The organism is Pseudomonas faucium (genome assembly GCF_021602585.1).
In the GTDB taxonomy this organism is placed as follows: domain Bacteria; phylum Pseudomonadota; class Gammaproteobacteria; order Pseudomonadales; family Pseudomonadaceae; genus Aquipseudomonas; species Aquipseudomonas faucium.
The window spans coordinates 177,258-199,462 of sequence record NZ_BQIP01000009.1; the positions used below are offsets into that span (position 1 = coordinate 177,258).

Here is a 22,205-nt window from a genome sequence, read left to right on the forward strand (position 1 = left end):
GTTCAGAGTCGGGTCAGGGACAGGCCGGCCCAGGTGGCCAGGAGCCCGCCCATCACGCTAATACCGGTATAGCCCACGGCCAGGGGCACTTGCCCACTTTCCATGAGGCGCACGGTATCGAGCGAAAAGGAGGAAAAGGTGGTCAGGCCGCCCAGGAAGCCGACGATCAGGCCGGCGCGCAGCTCCACCGGGGCCATCGGCTTGTGCAGGAACAGGCCGTAGAGCAGGCCGATCAGCAGGCAGCCGACCAGGTTGACCGCCAGGGTACCGAGGTAGAAGTGCCGCGGCCAGTTGGCCGCCACCCAGTTCGAGGTGGCGAAACGCAGCAAGGTACCGGCAATGCCACCTGCGCTGACGGCGGCGATGAGTGCGATCACGGTTTTCTCCGTTGGCGGGGGCTGTTGCGGTCGAGTTCGTGCAGGTGGCGCAACTTTTCGCCGATCTTCAGCTCCAGGCCGCGCGGCACCGGCTGGTAATAAGGGCGCGGTTCGAGCTGGTCGGGGAAGTAGTCTTCACCGGCGGCGTAGGCGTCGGGCTCGTCGTGGGCGTAGCGGTATTCATCGCCGTAGCCCAGTTGCTTCATCAGTTTGGTCGGTGCGTTGCGCAGGTGCAGCGGCACTTCCAGCGAGCCATGCTCGGCGGCCTCGCGCAGGGCGGTCTTGAAGCCCATGTACACGGCGTTGCTCTTCGGTGCGCAGGCGATGTAGGTGATGGCCTGGGCCACTGCCAGCTCGCCCTCGGGGCTGCCCAGGCGCTCCTGCACGTCCCAGGCCGCCAGGCACAGGCTCAGGGCGCGCGGGTCGGCGTTGCCGATGTCTTCGCTGGCCATGCGCACCACGCGGCGGGCGATGTACAGCGGGTCGCAGCCGCCGTCGAGCATGCGCGCGAACCAGTACAGCGCAGCATCCGGGTTGGAGCCGCGCACCGATTTGTGCAACGCGGAAATCTGGTCGTAGAAGGCCTCGCCGCCCTTGTCGAAGCGCCGACGGCTGTCGCCAAGCAGGCTCTGCAGCAGCTCGACGGCGATCTCGCCACCGTCCTCGGCAAGGTCGGAGGCGTTCTCGAGGAAGTTGAGCATGCGCCGGCCATCGCCGTCGGCGGCGGCCATGAGCATCTTGAAGGCGTCGTCACCGACCCGCAGGTTGCGCTTGCCCAGGCCCCGCTCTTCACTGAGGGCCCGGTCAACCAGCTTGCGCAGTGCAGGCTCGTCGAGGCTCTTGAGCACGTATACCCGGGCCCGCGAGAGCAAGGCGTTGTTCAGCTCAAAGGACGGGTTTTCAGTGGTGGCGCCGATGAAAATCAGCGTGCCGTCTTCCACGAACGGCAGAAAGGCATCCTGCTGCGACTTGTTGAAGCGGTGCACCTCGTCGACGAATAGGATGGTGCGCCGGCCGTACTGGGCGGCCTGCTGCTTGGCCACCTCCACCGCCTGGCGGATCTCCTTGACCCCGGCCAGCACCGCCGACACCGTTTCGAAGTGGGCATCGCAGAACTGTGCCAGCAGCCGCGCCAGGGTGGTCTTGCCCACCCCGGGCGGGCCCCAGAAGATCATCGAGTGCAGCGCACCCTGCTCCAGCGCCTCGCGCAGCGGTTTGCCACGCGCCAGCAGGTGCTCCTGGCCGACGTACTCGTCCAGGTTGGACGGGCGTAGTCGGGCAGCCAGGGGCTGGGCAACAGGTTCGCTTCGAAACAGGTCCATGACGAGCTCCGCTTACTCCTTGATCACGTCAGCGCCTTTGGGGATGTCGAACTTGAACTGGCTGTCCGGCACCGCCTGGTTGGCCTTGACCCCGTTGAACAGGATGTTGGTGCGCTGGCCGACGCTGTCGACCAGTTGCATGTCGTTGATCAGGCCCTTGCGGAATGACACGCGCAGCGAGTCGAACAAGGTGTCCTTGGTTTTCGGCTTGAGGGTGAAGTCCATCACTTCGCCCTGCTCCTTGGAGGTGATGTCGAAGCTCTGGCTGATTTTCGACACGTCGCCGGAGAGCAGCAGCGCCGGGGTCTGGTTCAGGCGCACGTCGAGCTTCTTGATGGTCGCCTGTTCAAGGTCCGGGTCCCACAGGGTGACGTTCTTGCCGTCGGAAACCACCACCTGCTCCTGCGGCGCATTGGTGTGCCAGTAGAACAGGCCCGGGCGCTTGACGGTCATCTTGCCGGACGTTTCCTGCAGGCTGGTGCCGCCGGCATCCAGGGTCAGCTGGGAGAAATTGGCTTCGATGGTCTGGGACTTTTCCAGCAACTGGGTCAGGCGCTGTACGTCTTGCTCGGCGGCATGGGCCGAGACAGACGCCAGGGTCAGGGCAGAAACCAACAGCATGCGAATCGCGCGCATGTTAATCCTCATTGAGCATTGAAGGAGCCCGGCGCCACCGTTGGCGCCGGGCAAGGTGTTCATCAGTCGCGTGGGCCGCCTGGGGCGATCACTTCTCGCGAGCCGTTGCTGTTCATTGGCGTGACCACGCCGGCCATCTCCATCGCCTCGATCATGCGGGCGGCGCGGTTGTAGCCGATCTTCAGCTTGCGCTGCACCGCCGAAATCGAGGCGCGGCGGCTTTCGAGCACGAACTGCACGGCCTCATCATACAGCGCGTCGCTTTCCGAATCTTCGCCATCGCCACCACCGCCGCCGCCTTCGAAGCCGCTGCCGGCCTCTTCCACGCCGTTGAGGATGTCGTCGTTGTAGTCCGGTGCGCCACGCAGCTTCCAGGCTTCCACCACGCGGTGCACTTCATCGTCGGAGACGAACGCGCCGTGCACGCGGATCGGCAGGCTGGTGCCCGGCGGCATGTAGAGCATGTCACCGTGGCCCAGCAACTGCTCGGCACCACCCTGGTCGATGATGGTCCGCGAGTCGATCTTGCTCGACACCTGGAACGCCATGCGGGTCGGGATGTTGGCCTTGATCAGGCCGGTGATCACGTCCACCGACGGGCGCTGGGTGGCGAGGATCAGGTGGATACCGGCTGCCCGCGCCTTCTGCGCGATACGCGCGATCAGCTCTTCGACCTTCTTGCCGACGATCATCATCATGTCGGCGAATTCGTCGACCACCACCACGATGGTCGGCAGGGTCTTCAGCGCCGGCGGCTCGTCGTCCATGCTTTCGCGGCGGTACAACGGGTCGTGGATGACCTCGCCCGCTTCCTGGGCGTCCTTGATCTTGCGGTTGAAGCCGGCCAGGTTGCGCACGCCCATCGCGGCCATCAGCTTGTAGCGCCGCTCCATCTCGGCCACGCTCCAGCGCAGGGCGTTGGCGGCGTCCTTCATGTCGGTGACCACCGGGCACAGCAGGTGCGGGATGCCTTCGTAAATCGACAGTTCGAGCATCTTCGGGTCGATCATGATCAGCCGCGCGTCTTCCGGGCTGGACTTGAACAGGATCGACAGGATCATCGCGTTCACGCCCACCGACTTACCGGAACCGGTGGTACCGGCCACCAGCAGGTGCGGCATCTTGGCAAGGTCGGTGATCACCGGCTTGCCGCCGATGTCGTGGCCCAGGGCCAGGGTGACAGGCGACTTTTGCTCATCGTACTGCGGGGTCGCCAGCACTTCGGAGAAGCGCACCATCTGGCGGTTCTCGTTGGGGATCTCGATACCCACGGTGGTCTTGCCGGGGATGACTTCGACCACACGCACGCTGGTCACTGCAATCGACCGCGCAAGGTCCTTGGCCAGGTTGGCGATACGGCTGACCTTGACCCCGGCCGCCGGCTGGATCTCGTAGCGGGTGATCACCGGGCCCGGGTGGATGGAGTCCACCGTGACTTCCACGCCGAATTCCTTGAGCTTGATTTCCAGCAACTGGCCGACGCCGGCCAGGGATTCTGGCGAGTACTCGATCTTCTTCTCTTCGGCCGGGTCGAGGATCGAGATCGACGGCAAGGTGCCTTCCACGGCGCTGTCGATGAACAACGGCGCCTGCTTCTCTTTCATCACGCGCTTGCTGGGCTCCGGCGCCTTCACCGCAGGCGGCATGATCACCGGGGCGGCCACGGGCTGCTCGCGCGGGATTACGGTTTCGCGGGGCACCACGGGCTCACGCTGCACGACCGGCCGGGCTGGGGCTGGCGGCTCTTCGCGCTCGACAACGCGCTCACGCGGCTGCGGCTTGATCGGTTCGCGCTTTTCGGCTGCCATGGGCGCTGCGTCGAAGTTCGGCTCGTCCACTTCACGCAGCTGCGCCACCAGGCGCTTGCGCTCGTTGCGCGCTTCCCACCAGCGGTTGGCCGCGCCTTGCACCAGTTCGAACAGGTCGAGGGTGATCTTGCCGGTCATGTCCATCACCTTGAACCAGGACAGGTCGGTGAACACGGTCAGGCCGAACAGGAACAGGGCAATGAACATCAGCGTGCTGCCCTGCACGTTGAGCAGGTTGCGCGCCAGGTCGCCCAGGCTTTCGCCCAGGGCGCCGCCGGCGGAGAACGGCAGGCTGGCTGCAGGGTGGAAATGGATATGCGCCAGGGCGGCGCCGGACAGCACCAGGAACACCAAACCGATCAGCCGCCAGGAGAACAGCCAGCCGCTCCACTGCCAGGGCTGGTGACGCTCGCGGAAGATCTGCCAGGTCTTGATCGCCAGCAGCAGCGGGAAAATGTAGGCGAAGTAGCCAAGCACCATGAACAGGATGTCGGCGAAATAGGCACCGGCGCGCCCGGCGGCGTTCTGCACCTGGTCGACGTTGCTGGTGTGGCTGAAGCCTGGGTCGGAGGTGTCGTAGGTCAGCAGTGCCATCCACAGGTACAGGCACAGTGCGCCGACAGCGATCAACGCACCTTCCTTGAGGCGGTAATGCAGCTGCTGCCGCCACTGGGGCACAGGCAAAGGAGCTGGAGTTGCGGTGGATTTCTTCAAAACGCGTCTATTCCTGCGCGGTGCTGCGCGTCCAGTAGTGATCGGCCGGTGTCTGGCCAATGAACCCCTACTTTTAACATTACTGCCCGCCGGCCGCCATGGCGGCACGCCGTATGGAGCTTGGCTGGGGGCGACTTTCGTATAGGTGCAATTTGAGCATGCATTTTCTTTTGTGACAAAGGCTTATGCTGTGTTTTTGCACAGGTGTGACAGCAAATGTGCCAGATGGTGCCTGCGGCTGCATGAATGTGTAGGAAATTGCCTATATGGCGGCCAGCCATGGGGCCAAAGAGATTGACCCTGCCTGGCACCCGCGCCATGCTGGCCTCTCCCCTCCCCCACCGCACGATAGACCATGCTCACCTGGCTGACCCGCGACTCGCTGACCTTCCCGCCCCTGGAAAAGGCCCTGCACGACCCCAACGGGCTGCTGGCGGCCGGTGGCGACCTGAGCCCCGATCGCTTGGTGCAGGCCTATCGCCATGGCTGCTTCCCCTGGTACCAGGACGGCCAGCCGATCCTCTGGTGGTCGCCTGACCCGCGCACGGTGCTGCTCCCGAACGAACTGCACGTTTCGCGCTCACTGGCCAAGCTGATGCGCCAAGGCCGCTACCAGGTCAGCTTCGACACCGACTTCCCTGCCGTGATCGCCGCCTGCGCCGCACCCCGCGACTATGCCGACGGCACCTGGATCACCGACACCATGCGCGATGCCTACTGCGAGCTGCACCGGCGCGGCATCGCCCACTCGGTGGAAGTGCGCCAGGACGGCGAGCTGGTCGGCGGGCTGTATGGCCTGGCCATGGGCCGGCTGTTTTTCGGCGAGTCGATGTTCAGCCGCGCCGACAACGCCTCCAAGGTCGGTTTCGTGACCCTGGTCGAGCACCTGCGCGAGGCCGGCTTCGTGCTGATCGACTGCCAGATGCCGACCAACCACCTGCACAGCCTCGGCGCCCGCGCCATCAGCCGGGCAGACTTTGCCGGGTACCTCGGGCAGTACCTCGACCAGCCCAACAGCGCCAGTTGGCGGACCTAGGCGAGTTTTGCCAGCTGGCTTACACTTAAAGCAAAGTCTCACCGAAGGGGTCGATCATGACAGAGTTGGCGCGTTTGAAGTTCTATGCCACTCAACCCCACTCCTGCAGCTACCTGCCGGACGAGCAGGCCACCACCCTGTTCCTCGACCCCAGCCAGCCGATGGACGTGCATGTGTATGCCGACCTGTCAGAGATGGGTTTTCGGCGCAGTGGCGACCACCTGTACCGCCCGCATTGCCAGAACTGCAATGCCTGCGTGCCGGCGCGCATCCCTGCGGCGCGCTTCATTCCCAACCGCCAGCAACGGCGCATCCTCAAGCGCAATGCCGACTTGACCGTGACTGCCGCGCGCCCGGCCTTCAAGGAAGAGTACTTCGACCTGTACCGGCGCTACATCGAGACCCGCCACGCCGATGGCGACATGTACCCGCCCAGCCGCGATCAGTTTTCCACCTTCCTGGTACGCGACCTGCCGTTCTGCTGGTTCTACGAGTTTCGCCTGGCCGGGCGCCTGCTGGCGGTGGCGGTGTGCGACCTGCTGCCCAACGGCCTGTCGGCGGTGTACACCTTCTACGAGCCGGACGAGGAACGGCGCAGCCTGGGGCGTTTTGCCATCCTCTGGCAGATCACCGAGGCCCTGCGCCAGGATCTGGAGGCGGTGTACCTCGGTTACTGGATCAAGAACTGCAAGAAGATGAACTACAAGACGCAGTACCGGCCCATCGAATTGCTGATCAACCAGCGCTGGGTCACCCTCAATTGAAAGCATTGGCTTGAAACACCTTTTTCCGGCATAATCCACGCCACTTTTTTGCCCGGTGCGGTTATGCGTCGGGCCAACACTGGATACCGAGGGCTCAACTGCATGTCGAAAGAAGACAGCTTCGAAATGGAAGGTACTGTCGTCGACACCCTGCCCAACACCATGTTCCGCGTGGAGTTGGAAAACGGGCACGTCGTAACCGCGCACATCTCCGGAAAGATGCGCAAGAACTACATCCGCATTCTCACTGGCGACAAGGTCCGCGTCGAGCTGACGCCTTATGACCTGAGCAAGGGCCGCATTACTTATCGTGCGCGCTAAGCTTAAGCCATGAAAAAGCCCGGCCAAGTGCCGGGCTTTTTTGTGCCTTCAACATTGTGAGGGCTGCCTTGCAGCCCATCGCCGGCAAGCCGGCTCCTACAGCCGTGGGAGCCGGCTTGCCGGCGATGGGCCGCAAAAGCGGCCCCTTGCATCACGCGACTTCTGCCGTGGTCTCGAAATCGAACACCAGTTCGCCATCGCGCAGGTCGATGTGCACCACACCGCCATGCTCGGCCAGCTCGCCAAACAGGATCTCCTCGGCCAATGGCCGCTTGATCTTGTCCTGGATGAGCCGCGCCATCGGCCGCGCCCCCATCTGCACATCGTAGCCCGACGCCGCCAGCCAGCCGCGAGCATCGTCGCTGACTTCCAGCAGCACGCGCTTGTCTTCCAGCTGGGCCTGCAGTTCGATGAGGAACTTGTCGACGATGCTCTTGATCGTCTCGTGGCTCAGGCGGCCGAACTGGATGATGGTGTCCAGGCGGTTGCGGAACTCCGGCGTGAAGCTCTTGCGAATGACTTCCATGGCATCGGACGCGTGGTCCTGATGGGTAAAGCCGATCGACGCCCGTGCCGCGGTTTCAGCCCCGGCGTTGGTGGTCATGATCAGGATCACGTTACGGAAGTCCGCCTTGCGCCCGTTGTTGTCGGTCAGGGTGCCGTGGTCCATCACCTGCAGCAGCAGGTTGAAGACTTCCGGGTGGGCCTTCTCGATTTCGTCGAGCAGCAACACGCAATGCGGCTGCTTGGTGATGGCCTCGGTCAGCAGGCCACCCTGGTCGAACCCGACATAGCCTGGAGGCGCACCGATCAGGCGCGACACGGTGTGCCGCTCCATGTACTCGGACATGTCGAAGCGCACCAGCTCAACCCCCAGGGCCTTGGCCAGCTGCCGCGCGGCCTCGGTCTTGCCGACGCCGGTTGGGCCGGCGAACAGGAACGAGCCGACCGGCTTGTCCGGCGCCTTGAGGCCGGCACGCGACAGCTTGATGGCCGTGGCCAGCGAGTCGATGGCAGCATCCTGGCCGAACACGGTCAGTTTCAGGTCGCGCTCCAGGTTACGCAGCAGCTCCTTGTCGGAACTGGTGACGTGCTTTGGCGGAATCCGCGCGATCTTGGCGACGATGTCCTCGACCTGCGGCACTTCGATACGCTTGACGCGGTTGGCCTCAGGCTGCAGGCGCTGGTAGGCACCCGCCTCGTCGATCACGTCGATGGCCTTGTCCGGCATGTGGCGATCGTTGATGTAGCGCGAGGCGAGCTCTGCCGCTGCACGCAGCGCTTCGTCGCTGTACTCGATGTTGTGGTGGCTTTCGAACCGCCCCTTCAGGCCGCGCAGGATGCCGACGGTGTCTTCCACCGATGGCTCGCTGACATCGACCTTCTGGAAACGCCGCGCCAGGGCCCGGTCTTTCTCGAAGATGCCGCGAAATTCCTGGAAGGTGGTCGAGCCGATGCAACGGATCTCACCGGACGACAGCAGCGGCTTGAGCAGGTTGGACGCATCCATCACGCCACCGGAGGCCGCACCGGCACCGATGATGGTGTGGATCTCGTCGATGAACAGAATCGCCTGCGGGCGCTTGCGCAGCTCACCGAGCAGCGCCTTGAAGCGCTTTTCGAAGTCGCCGCGGTACTTGGTGCCGGCCAGCAGTGCGCCAAGGTCCAGCGAGTACACCACGCTCTGCGCCAGCAGGTCGGGCACCTGGCCATCGACGATGCGCTTGGCCAGGCCTTCGGCGATGGCGGTCTTGCCGACACCGGCCTCGCCCACCAGCAGCGGGTTGTTCTTGCGCCGCCGGGCGAGGATCTGCGCAACGCGCTCGACCTCCTGCTCGCGGCCTACCAGCGGGTCGATCCGGCCGGCACGGGCCAGCTCGTTGAGATTGCTGGCATAGGCATCCAGGGGGTTGCTCGAAGAGGAGGTTTCAGCACCGTCCTCGTCCTGCATTTCCTGGTCGTTTTCACTGTGCGGGCCATGGCCCGGCACCTTGGAGATGCCATGGGCGATGTAGTTGACCACGTCGATACGGGCCACGCTCTGCTGCTTGAGCAGGAACACGGCCTGGCTTTCCTGTTCGCTGAAGATCGCCACCAGCACATTGGCGCCGGTCACTTCGCGCTTGCCGGAGCTTTGCACGTGGAACACGGCACGCTGCAGCACACGCTGGAAGCCCAGGGTCGGCTGGGTTTCGCGGTCTTCGTCATTGACGGGAATAAGGGGTGTGGTGGAATCGATGAACTCTTGCAGGTCGTGCTTGAGTTTGTCGAGATTGGCGCCACAGGCGCGCAGAACGGTCGCGGCAGCCTCATTGTCAAGGAGTGCCAGCAGCAGATGTTCGACGGTCATGAACTCATGACGCTTCGAACGAGCCTCCTTGAAGGCAAGATTGAGGGTGACTTCGAGCTCGCGGTTTAACATAGCTTCACCTCATACCCAAGTGGTCGGCGATTAACCGTCCTTCTCGATTTCACAGAGTAGCGGATGCTGGCTTTCCCTGGCGTATTGGTTGACCTGCATGGCCTTTGTTTCGGCGATGTCACGGGTAAACAATCCGCACACTGCCCGCCCTTCGGTATGGACGGTCAGCATGATCTTGGTCGCCAGCTCGCGGTTCAAACTAAAGAACGTTTCGAGCACTTCGACGACGAAATCCATCGGCGTGTAGTCATCGTTGAACAAAACCACCTTGTACATCGGTGGCGCCTGCAGGATCGGCTTGGCTTCCTGTACCGCAAGACCTGAGCCGTCGTCCTCGTTCGTTTGCGGGCGATCCTGATTGAATGTTAGTCGAATCTCGCTTGGTGCATGCATGGAAAGAATTTCATCATGATCGACAAGTTAAGGTTGTGGGTTGACCGCACAGGCCACTGCCGGCGCTGGCGCCGGGCGACCTTGACTATCGGCAAAACGGTGTTACAACCAATAAGAACCCACCGTGGTCGATAAAGATCCGCGCAGTCAACCAGATTTTTCGCATGGTTCGTATGCGGATGAAGTGGATGATACTCCAGTGATGGAGTCCTTTGCAGAGGGACATAGGGATGGCAAGCGGTAAAGTCAAGTGGTTCAACAATGCCAAGGGCTACGGATTCATCAACGAGGAAGGTAAATCCGATGACCTTTTCGCTCATTATTCGGCCATTCGCATGGACGGATACAAGACCCTCAAGGCTGGCCAGGCCGTAGTGTTCGACATCGTCCAGGGCCCCAAAGGCCTGCACGCCGTCGAAATCAAGGATGCCGCCGCGGCAGCTGCAGAGGTCGCCAATGCCCAGGGCGAACCCCAGAGCGAAACCGCCAAAGCCTGACCCCTGCTCTGTGCCGGTACACGAAAAACCGGCCGCCTCTTCACGAGACGGCCGGTTTTGCTTTGCCTCACATGTGCTTGATCATCTCGTCGCCGAAGCCTGAGCTGCCCACAAGCTTGGCCCCTTCCATCAGCCGCTCGAAGTCGTAGGTCACGGTCTTGGCCCCGATCGCGCCATTGGTGCCCTTGATGATCAGGTCGGCCGCCTCGGTCCAGCCCATGTGCCGCAGCATCATTTCCGCCGAGAGGATCACCGAGCCTGGGTTCACCTTGTCCTGCCCGGCATACTTGGGCGCAGTGCCGTGGGTCGCCTCGAACATGGCCACGGTGTCGGACAGGTTGGCCCCCGGCGCGATACCGATGCCGCCCACTTCCGCCGCCAGGGCGTCGGACAGGTAGTCACCGTTGAGGTTGAGCGTGGCGATCACATCGTACTCGGCCGGGCGCAGCAGGATCTGCTGGAGCATGGCGTCGGCAATGGCATCCTTGACGATGACCTCGCGCCCGGTCTTGGGGTTCTTGAACTTCATCCACGGGCCGCCATCGAGCAGCTCGGCGCCGAATTCATCGCGAGCCACCTCGTAGCCCCAGTCCTTGAAGGCACCTTCGGTGAACTTCATGATGTTGCCCTTGTGCACCAGGGTCAGCGATTCACGGTCGTTGTCCACCACGTATTGCAAGGCCTTGCGCACCAGGCGCTTGGTGCCCTCGCGCGAGACCGGCTTGACGCCGATGCCGCAGTCCTGGTCGAAGCGGATCTTGGTGACGCCCATTTCCTCCTTGAGGAACTTGATCACCTTGTTCGCCTCGGGCGAGCCGGCTTTCCACTCGATGCCGGCATAGATGTCTTCGGAGTTCTCGCGGAAGATCACCATGTCCACATCGCCTGGCTTCTTGACCGGGCTCGGCACGCCCTTGAACCACAGCACCGGGCGCAGGCACACATACAGGTCGAGTTGCTGGCGCAGGGCCACGTTGAGCGAACGGATGCCACCGCCCACCGGCGTGGTCAGCGGCCCCTTGATCGACACCACGTAGTCCTTCACCGCATCCAGGGTTTCCTGGGGCAGCCAGGTGTCCTGGTCGTACACCTGGGTGGCCTTCTCCCCGGCATACACCTCCATCCAGTGGATCTTGCGCTTGCCGCCGTAGGCCTTGTGCACGGCCGCATCGACCACCTTGATCATCACCGGCGACACATCGACGCCAATCCCATCGCCTTCGATATAAGGAATGATGGGGTTGTCGGGCACATTGAGCGAATGGTCTGCATTGACGGTGATCTTGGCGCCGTCGGTCGGAACCTTGATTTTCTGGTATCCCATGCTTGCACTACTCCGCTTTCGGGTGTGATTGGACATCATGCGATCCCACTGAGCCTAAACCACATCCGCCGACCTGCAAGCGGCGCACCTTGCATCGGCTGCGCCCACCCTTTGCCAGCGCCCGCCCTGCGGCAATCCACCACATTGCCCCTACGTCTTTGGTCTTATAAATGGCGCCGATGCCACTTCACCTTGCTGATTAGCCCGATTGGTTTGATATACTGCGCCGCGACCGAAGGGTCATCGGGGCGAATCCCAGGAAAATGCGGCTCGCCCTCGGCCAGGCACGACGCCTGGCCACGAAGCCTGGGCTGTTACCGCAGCTCAGCACTTGACGCTCGACTGATGCATCCACCATCACCGCTCGCAGCCTCTCGACTTTCCGCCTATGGCATCGCCTGGGCGAAGCGCCTACCCTGCGCACCACGAGACTCGAGTACGCTCAGCACATAGAGAGTTAACCCGCATGCCCACCCGTTCCAAGATCATCTATACCTTCACCGACGAAGCCCCCGCCCTCGCCACCTACTCGCTGCTGCCGATCATCGAAGCTTTCACCGCTTCGGCTGACATCGCCGTAGAAACCCGCGACATCTCCCTGGCTGGCCGCATCCTCGCGGCATTCCCGGAGCAACTGGGCGCCGAGAAGCAGGTAGGCGATCACCTGGCGGAACTGGGCCAGCTGGCTACCACCCCTGAAGCCAACATCATCAAGCTGCCGAACATCTCGGCCTCGGTCCCGCAATTGAAGGCGGCGATCAAGGAGCTGCAGGGCAAGGGCTACAACATCCCTGACTACGCCGACGAGCCGGCCAGCGCCGAAGAGAAAGAATCGCGCGCACGCTACGACCGCATCAAGGGCAGCGCCGTGAACCCGGTACTGCGCGAAGGCAACTCCGACCGCCGCGCCCCGCTGTCGGTCAAGAACTACGCACGCAAGCACCCGCACAAGATGGGCGCCTGGGCCGCCGACTCCAAGTCGCACGTTTCCCACATGAACAGCGGCGACTTCTACGGCAGCGAAAAAGCCGCCCTGATCGAAGCTGACGACAGCCTGCGCATCGAGCTGGTCGGCAAAGACGGCAGCACCACCGTCCTGAAGGAAAAGACCGCCGTCAAGGCCGCCGAGATCATCGACTGCGCGACCATGAGCCGCAAGGCCCTGAAAGCCTTCATCGCCGAGCAGATCGCCGACGCCAAGGCCTCCGGCGTACTGCTGTCGGTGCACCTGAAAGCCACCATGATGAAGGTGTCCGACCCGATCATGTTCGGCGTCATCGTTGAAGCCTTCTACGGTGAAGTACTGGCCAAGCACGCCGCCGCCCTGACCGAAGTCGGCTTCAACGCCAACAACGGCATCGGCGACCTGTACGCCCGCATCAAGGACCTGCCAGCCGACAAGCAGGCCGAAATCGAAGCCGACATCCAGGCCCTGTACGCCGAGCGTCCGGCCCTGGCCATGGTCAACTCCGACAAGGGCATCACCAACCTGCACGTGCCGAGCGACGTCATCGTCGACGCCTCGATGCCAGCGATGATCCGCGACTCGGGCAAGATGTGGAACACCGCCGGTGAACTGCAGGACGCCAAGGCGATCATCCCGGACCGCTGCTACGCCGGCATCTACCAGGCCACCATCGAAGACTGCAAGGCCAACGGCGCCTTCGACCCGACCACCATGGGCAGCGTGCCGAACGTTGGCCTGATGGCGCAGAAAGCCGAAGAGTACGGCTCCCACGACAAGACCTTCCAGGTCAAGGCCGACGGCGTCGTGCGCGTGGTCGATGGCAAGGGCAAGGTCGTTCTGGAGCAGAACGTCGAAGCCGGTGACATCTTCCGCATGTGCCAGACCAAGGACGCGCCGATCCAGGACTGGGTCAAGCTGGCCGTCAACCGTGCCCGCCTGAGCAACACCCCTGCGGTGTTCTGGCTGGACCCGGCCCGCGCCCACGACGGCGTGATGATCGAGAAGGTGCAGACCTACCTGAAGGATCACGACACCGCTGGCCTGGACATCCGTGTCCTGGCGCCGGTCGACGCCATCAAGTTCTCCCTGGCCCGCATCCGCGAAGGCAAGGACACCATCTCGGTTACCGGCAACGTGCTGCGCGACTACCTGACCGACCTGTTCCCGATCATGGAGCTGGGCACCAGCGCCAAGATGCTGTCGATCGTGCCGCTGATGAACGGCGGTGGCCTGTTCGAAACCGGCGCCGGCGGTTCGGCACCCAAGCACGTGCAGCAGCTGGTGGAAGAGAACTTCCTGCGTTGGGACTCGCTGGGTGAATTCCTGGCCCTGGCCGCTTCCCTGGAGCACCTGGGCAACACCTACGACAACCCACGCGCCAAGGTCCTGGCCAACACCCTGGACCAGGCGACCGGCAAGTTCCTCGACACCAACAAGTCGCCTTCGCGCAAAGTCGGTGGTATCGACAACCGCGGCAGCCACTTCTACCTGACCCTGTACTGGGCCCAGGCCCTGGCTGCCCAGAGCGACGACGCCGCCCTGCAGGCGCGCTTCGCACCGCTGGCCAAGACCCTGGCAGAGAACGAGGCGACCATCGTTGCCGAGCTCAACGCCGTCCAGGGCAAGCCAGCCGACATCGGCGGCTACTACGCCCCGGATGCCGAGCTGACCGCCAAGGTGATGCGCCCAAGCCAGACCCTGAACAGCGCCATTGCCGCCCTGTAAGGTTCGCTTGAAGTAACAGCACAAACCCCGGCCACGCACCGGGGTTTGTGCTTTCTGAAAGCGCCCCTTGTAGGAGCGGCCTTGCGTCGCGAAAGGGCCGCAAAGCGGCCCCGGGTTATCAGCTTCGCAGCAAAAACCGCCGGGGCCGCTTCGCAGCCCTTTCGCGACGCAAGGCCGCTCCTACAGGGGCCGCGCCAACCATAGGAAATGCTCATGACCTGGCAACCCCACATCACTGTCGCCACCATCGTCGAGCACGAAGGCAAGTTCCTCTTCGTCGAAGAATTCAAGGCCGGCCAGCACGTCTTCAACCAGCCCGCCGGCCACCTCGAACCCTTCGAAACCCTGCCCCAGGCCGCTCTGCGCGAAACCCTCGAGGAAACCGCCTGGGAAGTCGAGCTCACCGGCGTGGTCGGCATCTACCTGTACACCGCCCCAAGCAATGGCGTGACCTACCAGCGCATCTGCTTCGCCGCCCGCCCCGTGCGCCACCACGCCGACCTGGCACTGGACAGCGACATCGTCCGCGCCGTCTGGCTCAGCCGCGAAGAACTGCTGGCCGACCCCAGCCGCTGGCGCAGCGAGCTGGTGCCACGCTGCCTGGACGACTACCTGCAGGGGCCGCTGCACAGCCTTGCCCTGCTGCGCGACTGACGCGCCGCGCCGGGTTTGATAGAATCGACGTTTTTCCCCCTTGATACACATCGGTAGCCATGACCAGCCCAGCACTCAAAGACCCCGCCAAGACCCGCGTCATCGTCGGCATGTCCGGCGGCGTGGACTCTTCCGTCTCCGCCCTTCTGCTCATGGAGCAGGGCTACCAGGTGGAAGGGCTGTTCATGAAGAACTGGGAAGAGGACGACGGCACCGAATACTGCACCGCCCGTGAAGACCTGGCCGACGCCCAGGCCGTGTGCGACCGCATCGGCATCAAGCTGCACACCGCCAACTTCGCCGCCGAGTACTGGGACAACGTGTTCGAGCACTTCCTCGAGGAATACAAGGCCGGCCGCACGCCGAACCCGGACATCCTCTGCAACCGCGAAATCAAGTTCAAGGCGTTCCTCGACTACGCCCTGTCGCTGGGCGCCGACCTGATCGCCACCGGCCACTACGTGCGCCGCCGCGACACCGGCGAGCTCACCGAACTGCTCAAGGGCCTGGACCCGAACAAGGACCAGAGCTACTTCCTGCACGCCGTCGGCGGCAAGGAAATCGCCCGCACGCTGTTCCCCGTGGGCGAGCTGGAAAAGCCCGAAGTGCGTGCCATCGCCGAGAAACACGGCCTGGCCACCGCCAAGAAGAAAGACTCCACCGGCATCTGCTTCATTGGCGAGCGCCGCTTCAGCGACTTCCTCAAGCAGTACCTGCCCGCGCAACCGGGCAACATCGAAACCACCGAAGGTGAAGTGATCGGCCGCCACCACGGCCTGATGTACCACACCATCGGCCAGCGCCAGGGCTTGGGCATCGGCGGCCTGAAGGACGCCGGCGACGAGCCGTGGTACGTGCTGCACAAGGACCTGGTGCGCAATGTGCTGGTGGTCGGCCAGGGCAACGAACACCCGTGGCTGTTCTCCCGCGCCCTGCTCGCCTCGCAGATCTTCTGGGTCAACCCGATCGACCTGAGCAGCCCGCGCCGCCTCACCGCCAAGGTGCGCTACCGCCAGAGCGACCAGCAATGCACGCTGGAGCTGACCGAAAGCGGCTACCGCGCCGTGTTCGACGAGCCGCAGCGCGCGGTCACCCCCGGCCAGTCGGTGGTGTTCTACGACGGCGAGGTGTGCCTGGGCGGCGGGGTGATCGAAAGCGCCGAGCCGTGGAGCCCGCGCGCATGAGCGACCTGCGCGAGCAATTGGTAGCGTTGGGTGGTGTATTCCAGGCCGCCGTGCTGGTCGATCGCATCGCCCGCACCGGCCAGGCCAGCGAGGCCAATATCGGCTGCATGCTGGGCAGCCTTCTGGTGCGCGACCCCAAGGACACCCTGGAGGTGTTCGGTGGCGACGACCTCAACCTGCGCGACGGCTACCGGGCGCTGGTCGGTGCCCTGGAGCGCGACCCCAACAGCCTGCAGCGCGAGCCCCTGCGCTATGCCCTGTCGATGCTGGGCCTGGAGCGCCAGCTGAACAAGCGCGGCGACCTGCTCGAGACCATCGGCAACCGCCTGCCGCAGATCCAGTCGCAGGCCGAGCATTTCGGCCTGGTTCACGAAAACGTCATCGCTTCCAGTGGAGCCTTGTACCAGGACACCCTGAGCACCCTGCGCCAGCGCATCCAGGTGCATGGCGACATGCGCTTCCTGCAGCAGGCCAGCAACGCCTCGAAGATCCGCGCCCTGCTGCTCGCCGGCATCCGCGCCGCGCGCCTGTGGCGCCAGCTGGGCGGGCACCGCTGGCAGCTGGTATTCAGCCGGCGCAAGCTGCTCAACGAACTGTACGACATGATGCGCAACGCTTCCTGAGAAATGCGCACAACCTTTGTAGGAGCGGCCTTGTGTCGCGAAAGGGCCGCAACGCGGCCCCAGGGCCTTTGCATGCGCCCTCATGCCGGGGCCACTGCGCGGCCCTTTCGCGACGCAAGGCCGCTCCTACAGGCATTTTTCATGTATGATATGCGCCCTTCCAAAAGCCTGACTGTCCGAGAACACCCCATGCAGCTTTCTTCGCTCACTGCGGTTTCCCCTGTAGACGGCCGTTACGCCGGCAAAACCCAGGCCTTGCGCCCCATCTTCAGCGAATTCGGCCTGATCCGTTTCCGCGCCCTGGTCGAAGTGCGCTGGCTGCAGCGCCTGGCCGCTCACCCACAGATCGGCGAAGTGCCGGCGTTTTCCGCCGAAGCCAACGCCGTGCTGGACAGCCTGGCCACCGACTTCAAGCTCGAGCACGCCGAACGCGTGAAAGAAATCGAGCGCACTACCAACCACGACGTCAAGGCGATCGAATACCTCCTCAAGGAGCAGGCCGCCCAGCTGCCTGAGCTGGCCAAGGTCAGCGAATTCATCCACTTCGCCTGCACCAGCGAGGACATCAACAACCTGTCCCACGCCCTGATGCTGCGCGCTGGCCGCGACGACGTGCTGCTGCCGCTGATGCGCCAGATCGCCGAGGCCATCCGCGCCCTGGCCCACGCCCACGCCGACGTGCCGATGCTCTCGCGCACCCACGGCCAGCCGGCCTCGCCGACCACCCTGGGCAAAGAGCTGGCCAACGTCGTGTACCGCCTGGAGCGCCAGATCGCCCAGGTTGCCGCCGTGCCGCTGCTGGGCAAGATCAACGGCGCCGTGGGCAACTACAACGCCCACCTGTCGGCCTACTCGCAGATCGACTGGGAAGCCAACGCCCGCGCCTTCATCGAAGACGAGCTGGGCCTGGTGTTCAACCCCTACACCACCCAGATCGAGCCGCACGACTACATCGCCGAGCTGTTCGACGCGATCGCCCGCTTCAACACCATCCTCATCGACTTCGACCGCGACGTCTGGGGCTACATCTCGCTGGGCTACTTCAAGCAGAAGACCGTGGCCGGCGAAATCGGCTCCTCGACCATGCCGCACAAGGTCAACCCGATCGACTTCGAGAACTCCGAAGGCAACCTGGGTATCGCCAACGCGCTGTTCCAGCACCTGGCCAGCAAGCTGCCGATCTCGCGCTGGCAGCGTGACCTGACCGACTCCACCGTGCTGCGCAACCTGGGCGTGGGCTTCGCCCATAGCGTCATCGCCTACGAAGCCAGCCTCAAGGGCATCGGCAAGCTGGAAGTCAACGCCGCACGCATCGCCGCCGACCTGGACGCCTGCTGGGAAGTCCTCGCCGAGCCGATCCAGACCGTGATGCGCCGCTTCAACATCGAGAACCCCTACGAGAAGCTCAAGGAGCTGACCCGTGGCAAGGGCATCACCCCTGAAGCGCTGCTGACCTTCATCGACGGCCTGGACATGCCAGCCGACGCCAAGGCCGAACTGAAGCTGCTGACCCCCGCTACCTACATCGGTAACGCGGCAGCCCAGGCAAAACGCATCTAAGCTGACCGTCGCGTTCAACGCCCGGCCTAGCCGGGCGTTTTTATTCCCGGACGAAAATTACGTTTTTTCAATAGGTTGAACATGAATCCTGATACTCCACTGCAGCTGCTCGGCGGCATCTCGGCCCGCGAATTCATGCGCGACTACTGGCAGAAGAAGCCCCTGCTGGTGCGCCAGGCCTTCCCGGACTTCGAAAGCCCGATCGACCCCGACGAGCTGGCCGGCCTGGCCCTGGAAGAGGAAGTCGAGTCGCGCATCGTGCTCGAGCACGGCGCCCACCCGTGGGAATTGCGCCGCGGCCCGTTCAACGAAGAGACCTTCGCCGAGCTGCCGGAAAAGGACTGGACCCTGCTGGTGCAGGCCGTCGACCAGTTCGTGCCGGAAGTGGCCGAGCTGCTCGAGCAGTTCCGCTTCCTGCCAAGCTGGCGTATCGATGACGTGATGATCAGCTTCGCCGCCCCCGGTGGCAGCGTCGGCCCGCACTTCGACAACTACGACGTGTTCCTGCTGCAAGGCCACGGCCAACGCAACTGGAAAGTCGGCCAGATGTGCAACAGCGACAGCCCGCTGCTGCCCCACGCCGACCTGCGCATCCTCGCCGAATTCGAACAGAGCGGCGAATGGACCCTGGAGCCCGGCGACATGCTCTACCTGCCGCCGCGCCTGGCCCACTACGGCGTGGCCGTGGACGATTGCCTGACCTACTCGGTCGGCTTCCGCGCGCCAAGCGCCGCCGAAGTGCTGACCCACTTCACCGACTTCCTCGGCCAGTTCCTGCCCGACGAAGAGCGCTACAGCGATGCCGACGCGCAGCCGGTCAGCGACCCGCACCAGATCCAGCATGACGCCCTCGACCGCCTCAAGGCGCTGCTCGACAAGCACATGAACGACAAGGACCTGCTGCTGACCTGGTTCGGCCAGTTCATGACCGAGCCACGCTACCCGGAGCAGGTGGTCGGCGAAGAGCTGAGCGAGGAAGAGCTGGTCGAGGCCCTCGAAGATGGCGCGATCCTGATCCGCAACCCAAGCGCACGCATGGCCTGGTCCGAGCTCAACGACGACCTGATGCTGTTCGCCAGCGGCCGCAGCTGCCCGCTGCCTGCCAAGCTGCGCGAACTGCTGAAACTGGTGTGTGCCGCCGACGCCCTGCACATCGACAACCTCGGTGAATGGTTGCAGGATGAAGATGGCCTTATGCTGGTACAGCAACTGATCAAACAAGGAAGCCTGGGATTCGCCAATGAATAAGATTCGTGTGCGCCTCGCCGACTGGCAGAAAGACAACGCGGACATCCGCCGCATTCGCGAAGCCGTGTTCGTCGCCGAACAGCACATTCCGCCGGAGCTTGAGTTCGACTCCGAAGACCAGGACGCCCTGCACTTCCTGGCCCTGGAAGGTGACTACCCGATCGGCACCGCGCGCCTGCTGGCCGACGGCACCATCGGCCGCATCTCGGTGCTCAAGGATTGGCGCGGGTTGAAGGTCGGCGACACGCTGGTCAAGGCGGTGATCGTCGAGGCGCAGAACCGCGACCTCAAGCAGCAGATGCTCAGCGCCCAGGTGCATGCCACGCCGTTCTACGAGCGCCTGGGCTTTCGCGTAGTCAGCGAAGAGTTCCTCGAAGCCGGCATCCCGCATGTGGACATGGTCCGCGACTCCCGCGAGACCGCCTGATACACGCCCCCTGTAGGAGCGGCCTTGCGTCGCGAAAGGGCCGCAAAGCGGCCCCGGCGGTCTTTGCTGCGAAGCTCAAAACCTGGGGCTGCTTCGCAGCCCTTTCGCGACGCAAGGCCGCTCCTACATCCGGCACATGACCCAGCAACCTGTACATCCATCCAGATAAAACTTGCCTCTGCGCCCCCGCTTGCGCATCCTAGTGCCCATCATTCCCGATGAAGCGTCCCCGGCCATGCGCCTGTTCCTCTGCGAAAAACCTTCCCAGGCCAAAGACATCGCCAAGGTCCTCGGCGCCCAGCGCAAGGGCGACGGCTGCTGGCAAGGCACCGACGTGTGCGTGACCTGGTGCATCGGCCACCTGCTCGAAACCGCCCCGCCCGACAGCTACGACGAACGCTACAAGCGCTGGAACCTGGCCGACCTGCCGATCATCCCGCAACAGTGGAAGATGCAGGTCAAGCCCAAGACCGCCAGCCAGTTCAAGGCCGTCAAGCGCCTGCTCGGCGAGGCCCGCGAGCTGGTGATCGCCACCGACGCCGACCGCGAGGGCGAGATGATCGCCCGCGAGCTGGTCGAGCACTGCCGCTACCGCGGCCCGATCCAGCGCCTGTGGCTGTCGGCACTGGACGACGCCTCCATCCGCAAGGCCCTGGCCCGCCTGCTGCCGGGCCAGCAAACCTTCAACCTCTACCACTCGGCGCTCGGCCGTTCGCGCGCCGACTGGCTGATCGGCATGAACATGAGCCGGCTGTTCACCCTGCTGGGCCGCCAGTCCGGCTACCAGGGCGTGCTGCCGGTGGGCCGGGTGCAAACCCCGACCCTGCGCCTGGTGGTGGACCGCGACCGCAGCATCGCCGACTTCGTACCGGTGCCGTTCTGGGCCATCGAGGTACAGCTTGCGCAAGCCGGCCAAGCCTTCAACGCCCAGTGGCGCGCCCCGGAAGATGCCTGCGACGACCAGGGCCGCTGCCTGAACCCGGCGCTGGCGCAACAGGCCGCCAGCGATATCGGCAGCGCCGGCACGGCGCGGGTGCTCAAGGTTGCCACCGAGCGGGTGCGCGAGGCCGCGCCGCTGCCCTTCGACCTGGGCACGCTGCAGGAGCTGTGCTCGAAGAAGTTCGGCCTCGGCGCCCAGGAAACCCTCGACATCGCCCAGGCCCTGTACGAAACCCACAAGCTGATCACCTACCCGCGCAGCGACTGCGGCTACCTGCCCGTCAGCCAGCACAGCGAGGCGCCGGGCATTCTCGCCGCACTGCAGCGCGCCGACGCCAGCCTTGCGCCCTTGCAGGCGCACCTCGAGCCCCAGCGCCGCTCGCGGGCCTGGAACGATGCCAAGGTCAGCGCCCACCACGGCATCATCCCCACGGCGGCGGCCAGCGACCCGGCGCGCCTGCCGTCCAAGCACAAGGCCGTGTACACCCTGATCCGCGCCCGCTACCTGGCGCAGTTTCTGCCCAACCACGAATACGACCGCACCCAGGCCGATTTCGACTGCGCCGGCCACGCCCTGCGCGCCGTCGGCAAGCAGATCGTCGAGCCCGGCTGGCGCCGCGCCCTGCCTGAGGCGCTGGCCCCCGCCAAAGGCCGCGAGGCAGCGCCAGCCCAAGTGCTGCCCGCCTTGCGCGAGGGCCAGGATTGCAACGTGCAGGGCCTGCAACTCAAAGACCTGTGGACCCAGCCGCCCAAGCCGTTCACCGAAGGCGACCTGATCAAGGCCATGAAGAACGTGGCCAAGCTGGTGGACGACCCGCGGCTGAAACAGAAGCTCAAGGAAACCACCGGCATCGGCACCGAGGCGACCCGCGCCAGCATCATCCAGGGCCTGCTCGACCGCGGTTACCTGGTGAAGAACGGCAAGGCCCTCGCCGCCACTGCGGCGGCGTTCAGCTTGATCGACGCAGTGCCGCGTGCCATCGCCGACCCCGGCACCACCGCCATCTGGGAGCAGGCGCTGGACATGGTGCAGAGCGGGGAAATGAGCCTGGAAGAGTTCGTGGCGCGCCAGTCGGCGTGGATGGGCAAACTGGTGGAGCGCTGCCGGGGGATGCGCATGAGCATCACCGGGCCGGCGGTGGGCAAGGCGGCGCGTTGGAAGAAGAAGCGCAGGGGCAAGGCTGCCAGCGCGGGAAGCAAAACAGCCGGAAGCAAACCGAAGCAGGCTCGGCGCAAGACCTCCAGTTGAAGGTGCCAATACGGG

The 22,205-nt window shown here is 64.2% G+C and carries 19 protein-coding genes; 12 read left to right on the forward strand and 7 right to left on the reverse strand.

Annotation, left to right across the window (positions count from 1 at the left end; all coding sequences use genetic code 11):
* Window positions 1–2 precede the first annotated feature (2 nt).
* The 4 genes from crcB to L6D75_RS13315 form a co-directional block, all read right to left on the reverse strand.
* Complete coding sequence (crcB, locus tag L6D75_RS13300; RefSeq protein ID WP_176515148.1) at window positions 3–377, reverse strand: fluoride efflux transporter CrcB; 375 nt, start codon at window positions 375–377, stop codon at window positions 3–5.
* Window positions 374–1,699 (reverse strand): replication-associated recombination protein A, encoded by a 1,326-nt coding sequence (locus L6D75_RS13305; RefSeq protein ID WP_176515150.1) that lies wholly within the window; start codon window positions 1,697–1,699, stop codon window positions 374–376. Before L6D75_RS13305 ends, crcB begins: the two co-directional genes overlap by 4 nt.
* A 12-nt stretch (window positions 1,700–1,711) precedes the next feature.
* Window positions 1,712–2,335, reverse strand: a complete 624-nt coding sequence (lolA, locus tag L6D75_RS13310) for an outer membrane lipoprotein periplasmic chaperone LolA (protein WP_176515152.1) — start codon at window positions 2,333–2,335, stop codon at window positions 1,712–1,714.
* A 62-nt stretch (window positions 2,336–2,397) separates the two neighbouring features.
* Window positions 2,398–4,857, reverse strand: a complete 2,460-nt coding sequence (locus L6D75_RS13315) for a DNA translocase FtsK (protein WP_176515154.1) — start codon at window positions 4,855–4,857, stop codon at window positions 2,398–2,400.
* A 355-nt stretch (window positions 4,858–5,212) separates the two neighbouring features.
* Here L6D75_RS13315 and aat point away from each other — a divergent pair, with 355 nt between their 5' ends.
* The 3 genes from aat to infA all read left to right on the forward strand — a co-directional run bounded on the left by aat (window position 5,213) and on the right by infA (window position 6,978).
* Window positions 5,213–5,893, forward strand: coding sequence for a leucyl/phenylalanyl-tRNA--protein transferase (gene aat / locus L6D75_RS13320; protein ID WP_176515156.1), 681 nt, complete (start codon window positions 5,213–5,215; stop codon window positions 5,891–5,893).
* A 56-nt stretch (window positions 5,894–5,949) separates the two neighbouring features.
* Window positions 5,950–6,657, forward strand: coding sequence for an arginyltransferase (locus tag L6D75_RS13325; RefSeq protein ID WP_008097741.1), 708 nt, complete (start codon window positions 5,950–5,952; stop codon window positions 6,655–6,657).
* Window positions 6,658–6,759: 102 nt separating this feature from the next.
* The gene (infA, locus tag L6D75_RS13330) at window positions 6,760–6,978 is read left to right on the forward strand and encodes a translation initiation factor IF-1 (protein ID WP_002553999.1); all 219 of its coding nucleotides are present in this window, start codon (window positions 6,760–6,762) and stop codon (window positions 6,976–6,978) included.
* Window positions 6,979–7,129: 151 nt separating this feature from the next.
* On the opposite strand, the gene clpA is transcribed toward infA, so the two are convergent.
* Together clpA and clpS are read right to left on the reverse strand one after the other, a co-directional pair.
* Window positions 7,130–9,400 carry an ATP-dependent Clp protease ATP-binding subunit ClpA gene (gene clpA, locus L6D75_RS13335; RefSeq protein ID WP_176515158.1) on the reverse strand — a complete coding sequence of 757 codons (2,271 nt, stop codon included), beginning with the start codon at window positions 9,398–9,400 and terminating at the stop codon, window positions 7,130–7,132.
* Between the two features lie 30 nt (window positions 9,401–9,430).
* Window positions 9,431–9,793 (reverse strand): ATP-dependent Clp protease adapter ClpS, encoded by a 363-nt coding sequence (clpS, locus tag L6D75_RS13340; RefSeq protein ID WP_016488124.1) that lies wholly within the window; start codon window positions 9,791–9,793, stop codon window positions 9,431–9,433.
* A 230-nt stretch (window positions 9,794–10,023) separates the two neighbouring features.
* Between clpS and cspD the strand changes: the two genes are divergently transcribed.
* Complete coding sequence (cspD, locus tag L6D75_RS13345; RefSeq protein ID WP_176515160.1) at window positions 10,024–10,290, forward strand: cold shock domain-containing protein CspD; 267 nt, start codon at window positions 10,024–10,026, stop codon at window positions 10,288–10,290.
* Between the two features lie 67 nt (window positions 10,291–10,357).
* On the opposite strand, the gene icd is transcribed toward cspD, so the two are convergent.
* Complete coding sequence (gene icd, locus L6D75_RS13350; protein ID WP_176515161.1) at window positions 10,358–11,614, reverse strand: NADP-dependent isocitrate dehydrogenase; 1,257 nt, start codon at window positions 11,612–11,614, stop codon at window positions 10,358–10,360.
* 466 nt (window positions 11,615–12,080) lie between these two features.
* Between icd and L6D75_RS13355 the strand changes: the two genes are divergently transcribed.
* The 8 genes from L6D75_RS13355 (at window position 12,081) to L6D75_RS13390 (ending at window position 22,190) form a co-directional block, all read left to right on the forward strand.
* Entirely contained in the window at window positions 12,081–14,306 is a 2,226-nt protein-coding gene (locus tag L6D75_RS13355) for an NADP-dependent isocitrate dehydrogenase (RefSeq protein WP_176515163.1), read from the forward strand.
* 213 nt (window positions 14,307–14,519) lie between these two features.
* Window positions 14,520–14,960, forward strand: coding sequence for an NUDIX hydrolase (locus L6D75_RS13360; RefSeq protein WP_176517349.1), 441 nt, complete (start codon window positions 14,520–14,522; stop codon window positions 14,958–14,960).
* A 59-nt stretch (window positions 14,961–15,019) separates the two neighbouring features.
* A complete protein-coding gene (gene mnmA, locus L6D75_RS13365; protein ID WP_176517350.1) occupies window positions 15,020–16,144 on the forward strand; it encodes a tRNA 2-thiouridine(34) synthase MnmA in 1,125 nt (374 codons plus the stop codon).
* Window positions 16,141–16,767 (forward strand): high frequency lysogenization protein HflD, encoded by a 627-nt coding sequence (gene hflD / locus L6D75_RS13370; RefSeq protein WP_176517351.1) that lies wholly within the window; start codon window positions 16,141–16,143, stop codon window positions 16,765–16,767. Before mnmA ends, hflD begins: the two co-directional genes overlap by 4 nt.
* 189 nt (window positions 16,768–16,956) lie before the next feature.
* Window positions 16,957–18,327, forward strand: a complete 1,371-nt coding sequence (gene purB / locus L6D75_RS13375) for an adenylosuccinate lyase (protein ID WP_176517352.1) — start codon at window positions 16,957–16,959, stop codon at window positions 18,325–18,327.
* Window positions 18,328–18,408: 81 nt separating this feature from the next.
* Window positions 18,409–19,575 carry a ribosomal protein uL16 3-hydroxylase gene (locus L6D75_RS13380; RefSeq protein WP_176517353.1) on the forward strand — a complete coding sequence of 389 codons (1,167 nt, stop codon included), beginning with the start codon at window positions 18,409–18,411 and terminating at the stop codon, window positions 19,573–19,575.
* Window positions 19,568–20,002, forward strand: a complete 435-nt coding sequence (locus L6D75_RS13385) for a GNAT family N-acetyltransferase (protein ID WP_176517354.1) — start codon at window positions 19,568–19,570, stop codon at window positions 20,000–20,002. Before L6D75_RS13380 ends, L6D75_RS13385 begins: the two co-directional genes overlap by 8 nt.
* Window positions 20,003–20,237: 235 nt before the next feature.
* Entirely contained in the window at window positions 20,238–22,190 is a 1,953-nt protein-coding gene (locus L6D75_RS13390) for a DNA topoisomerase III (protein WP_176517360.1), read from the forward strand.
* Window positions 22,191–22,205 lie beyond the last annotated feature (15 nt).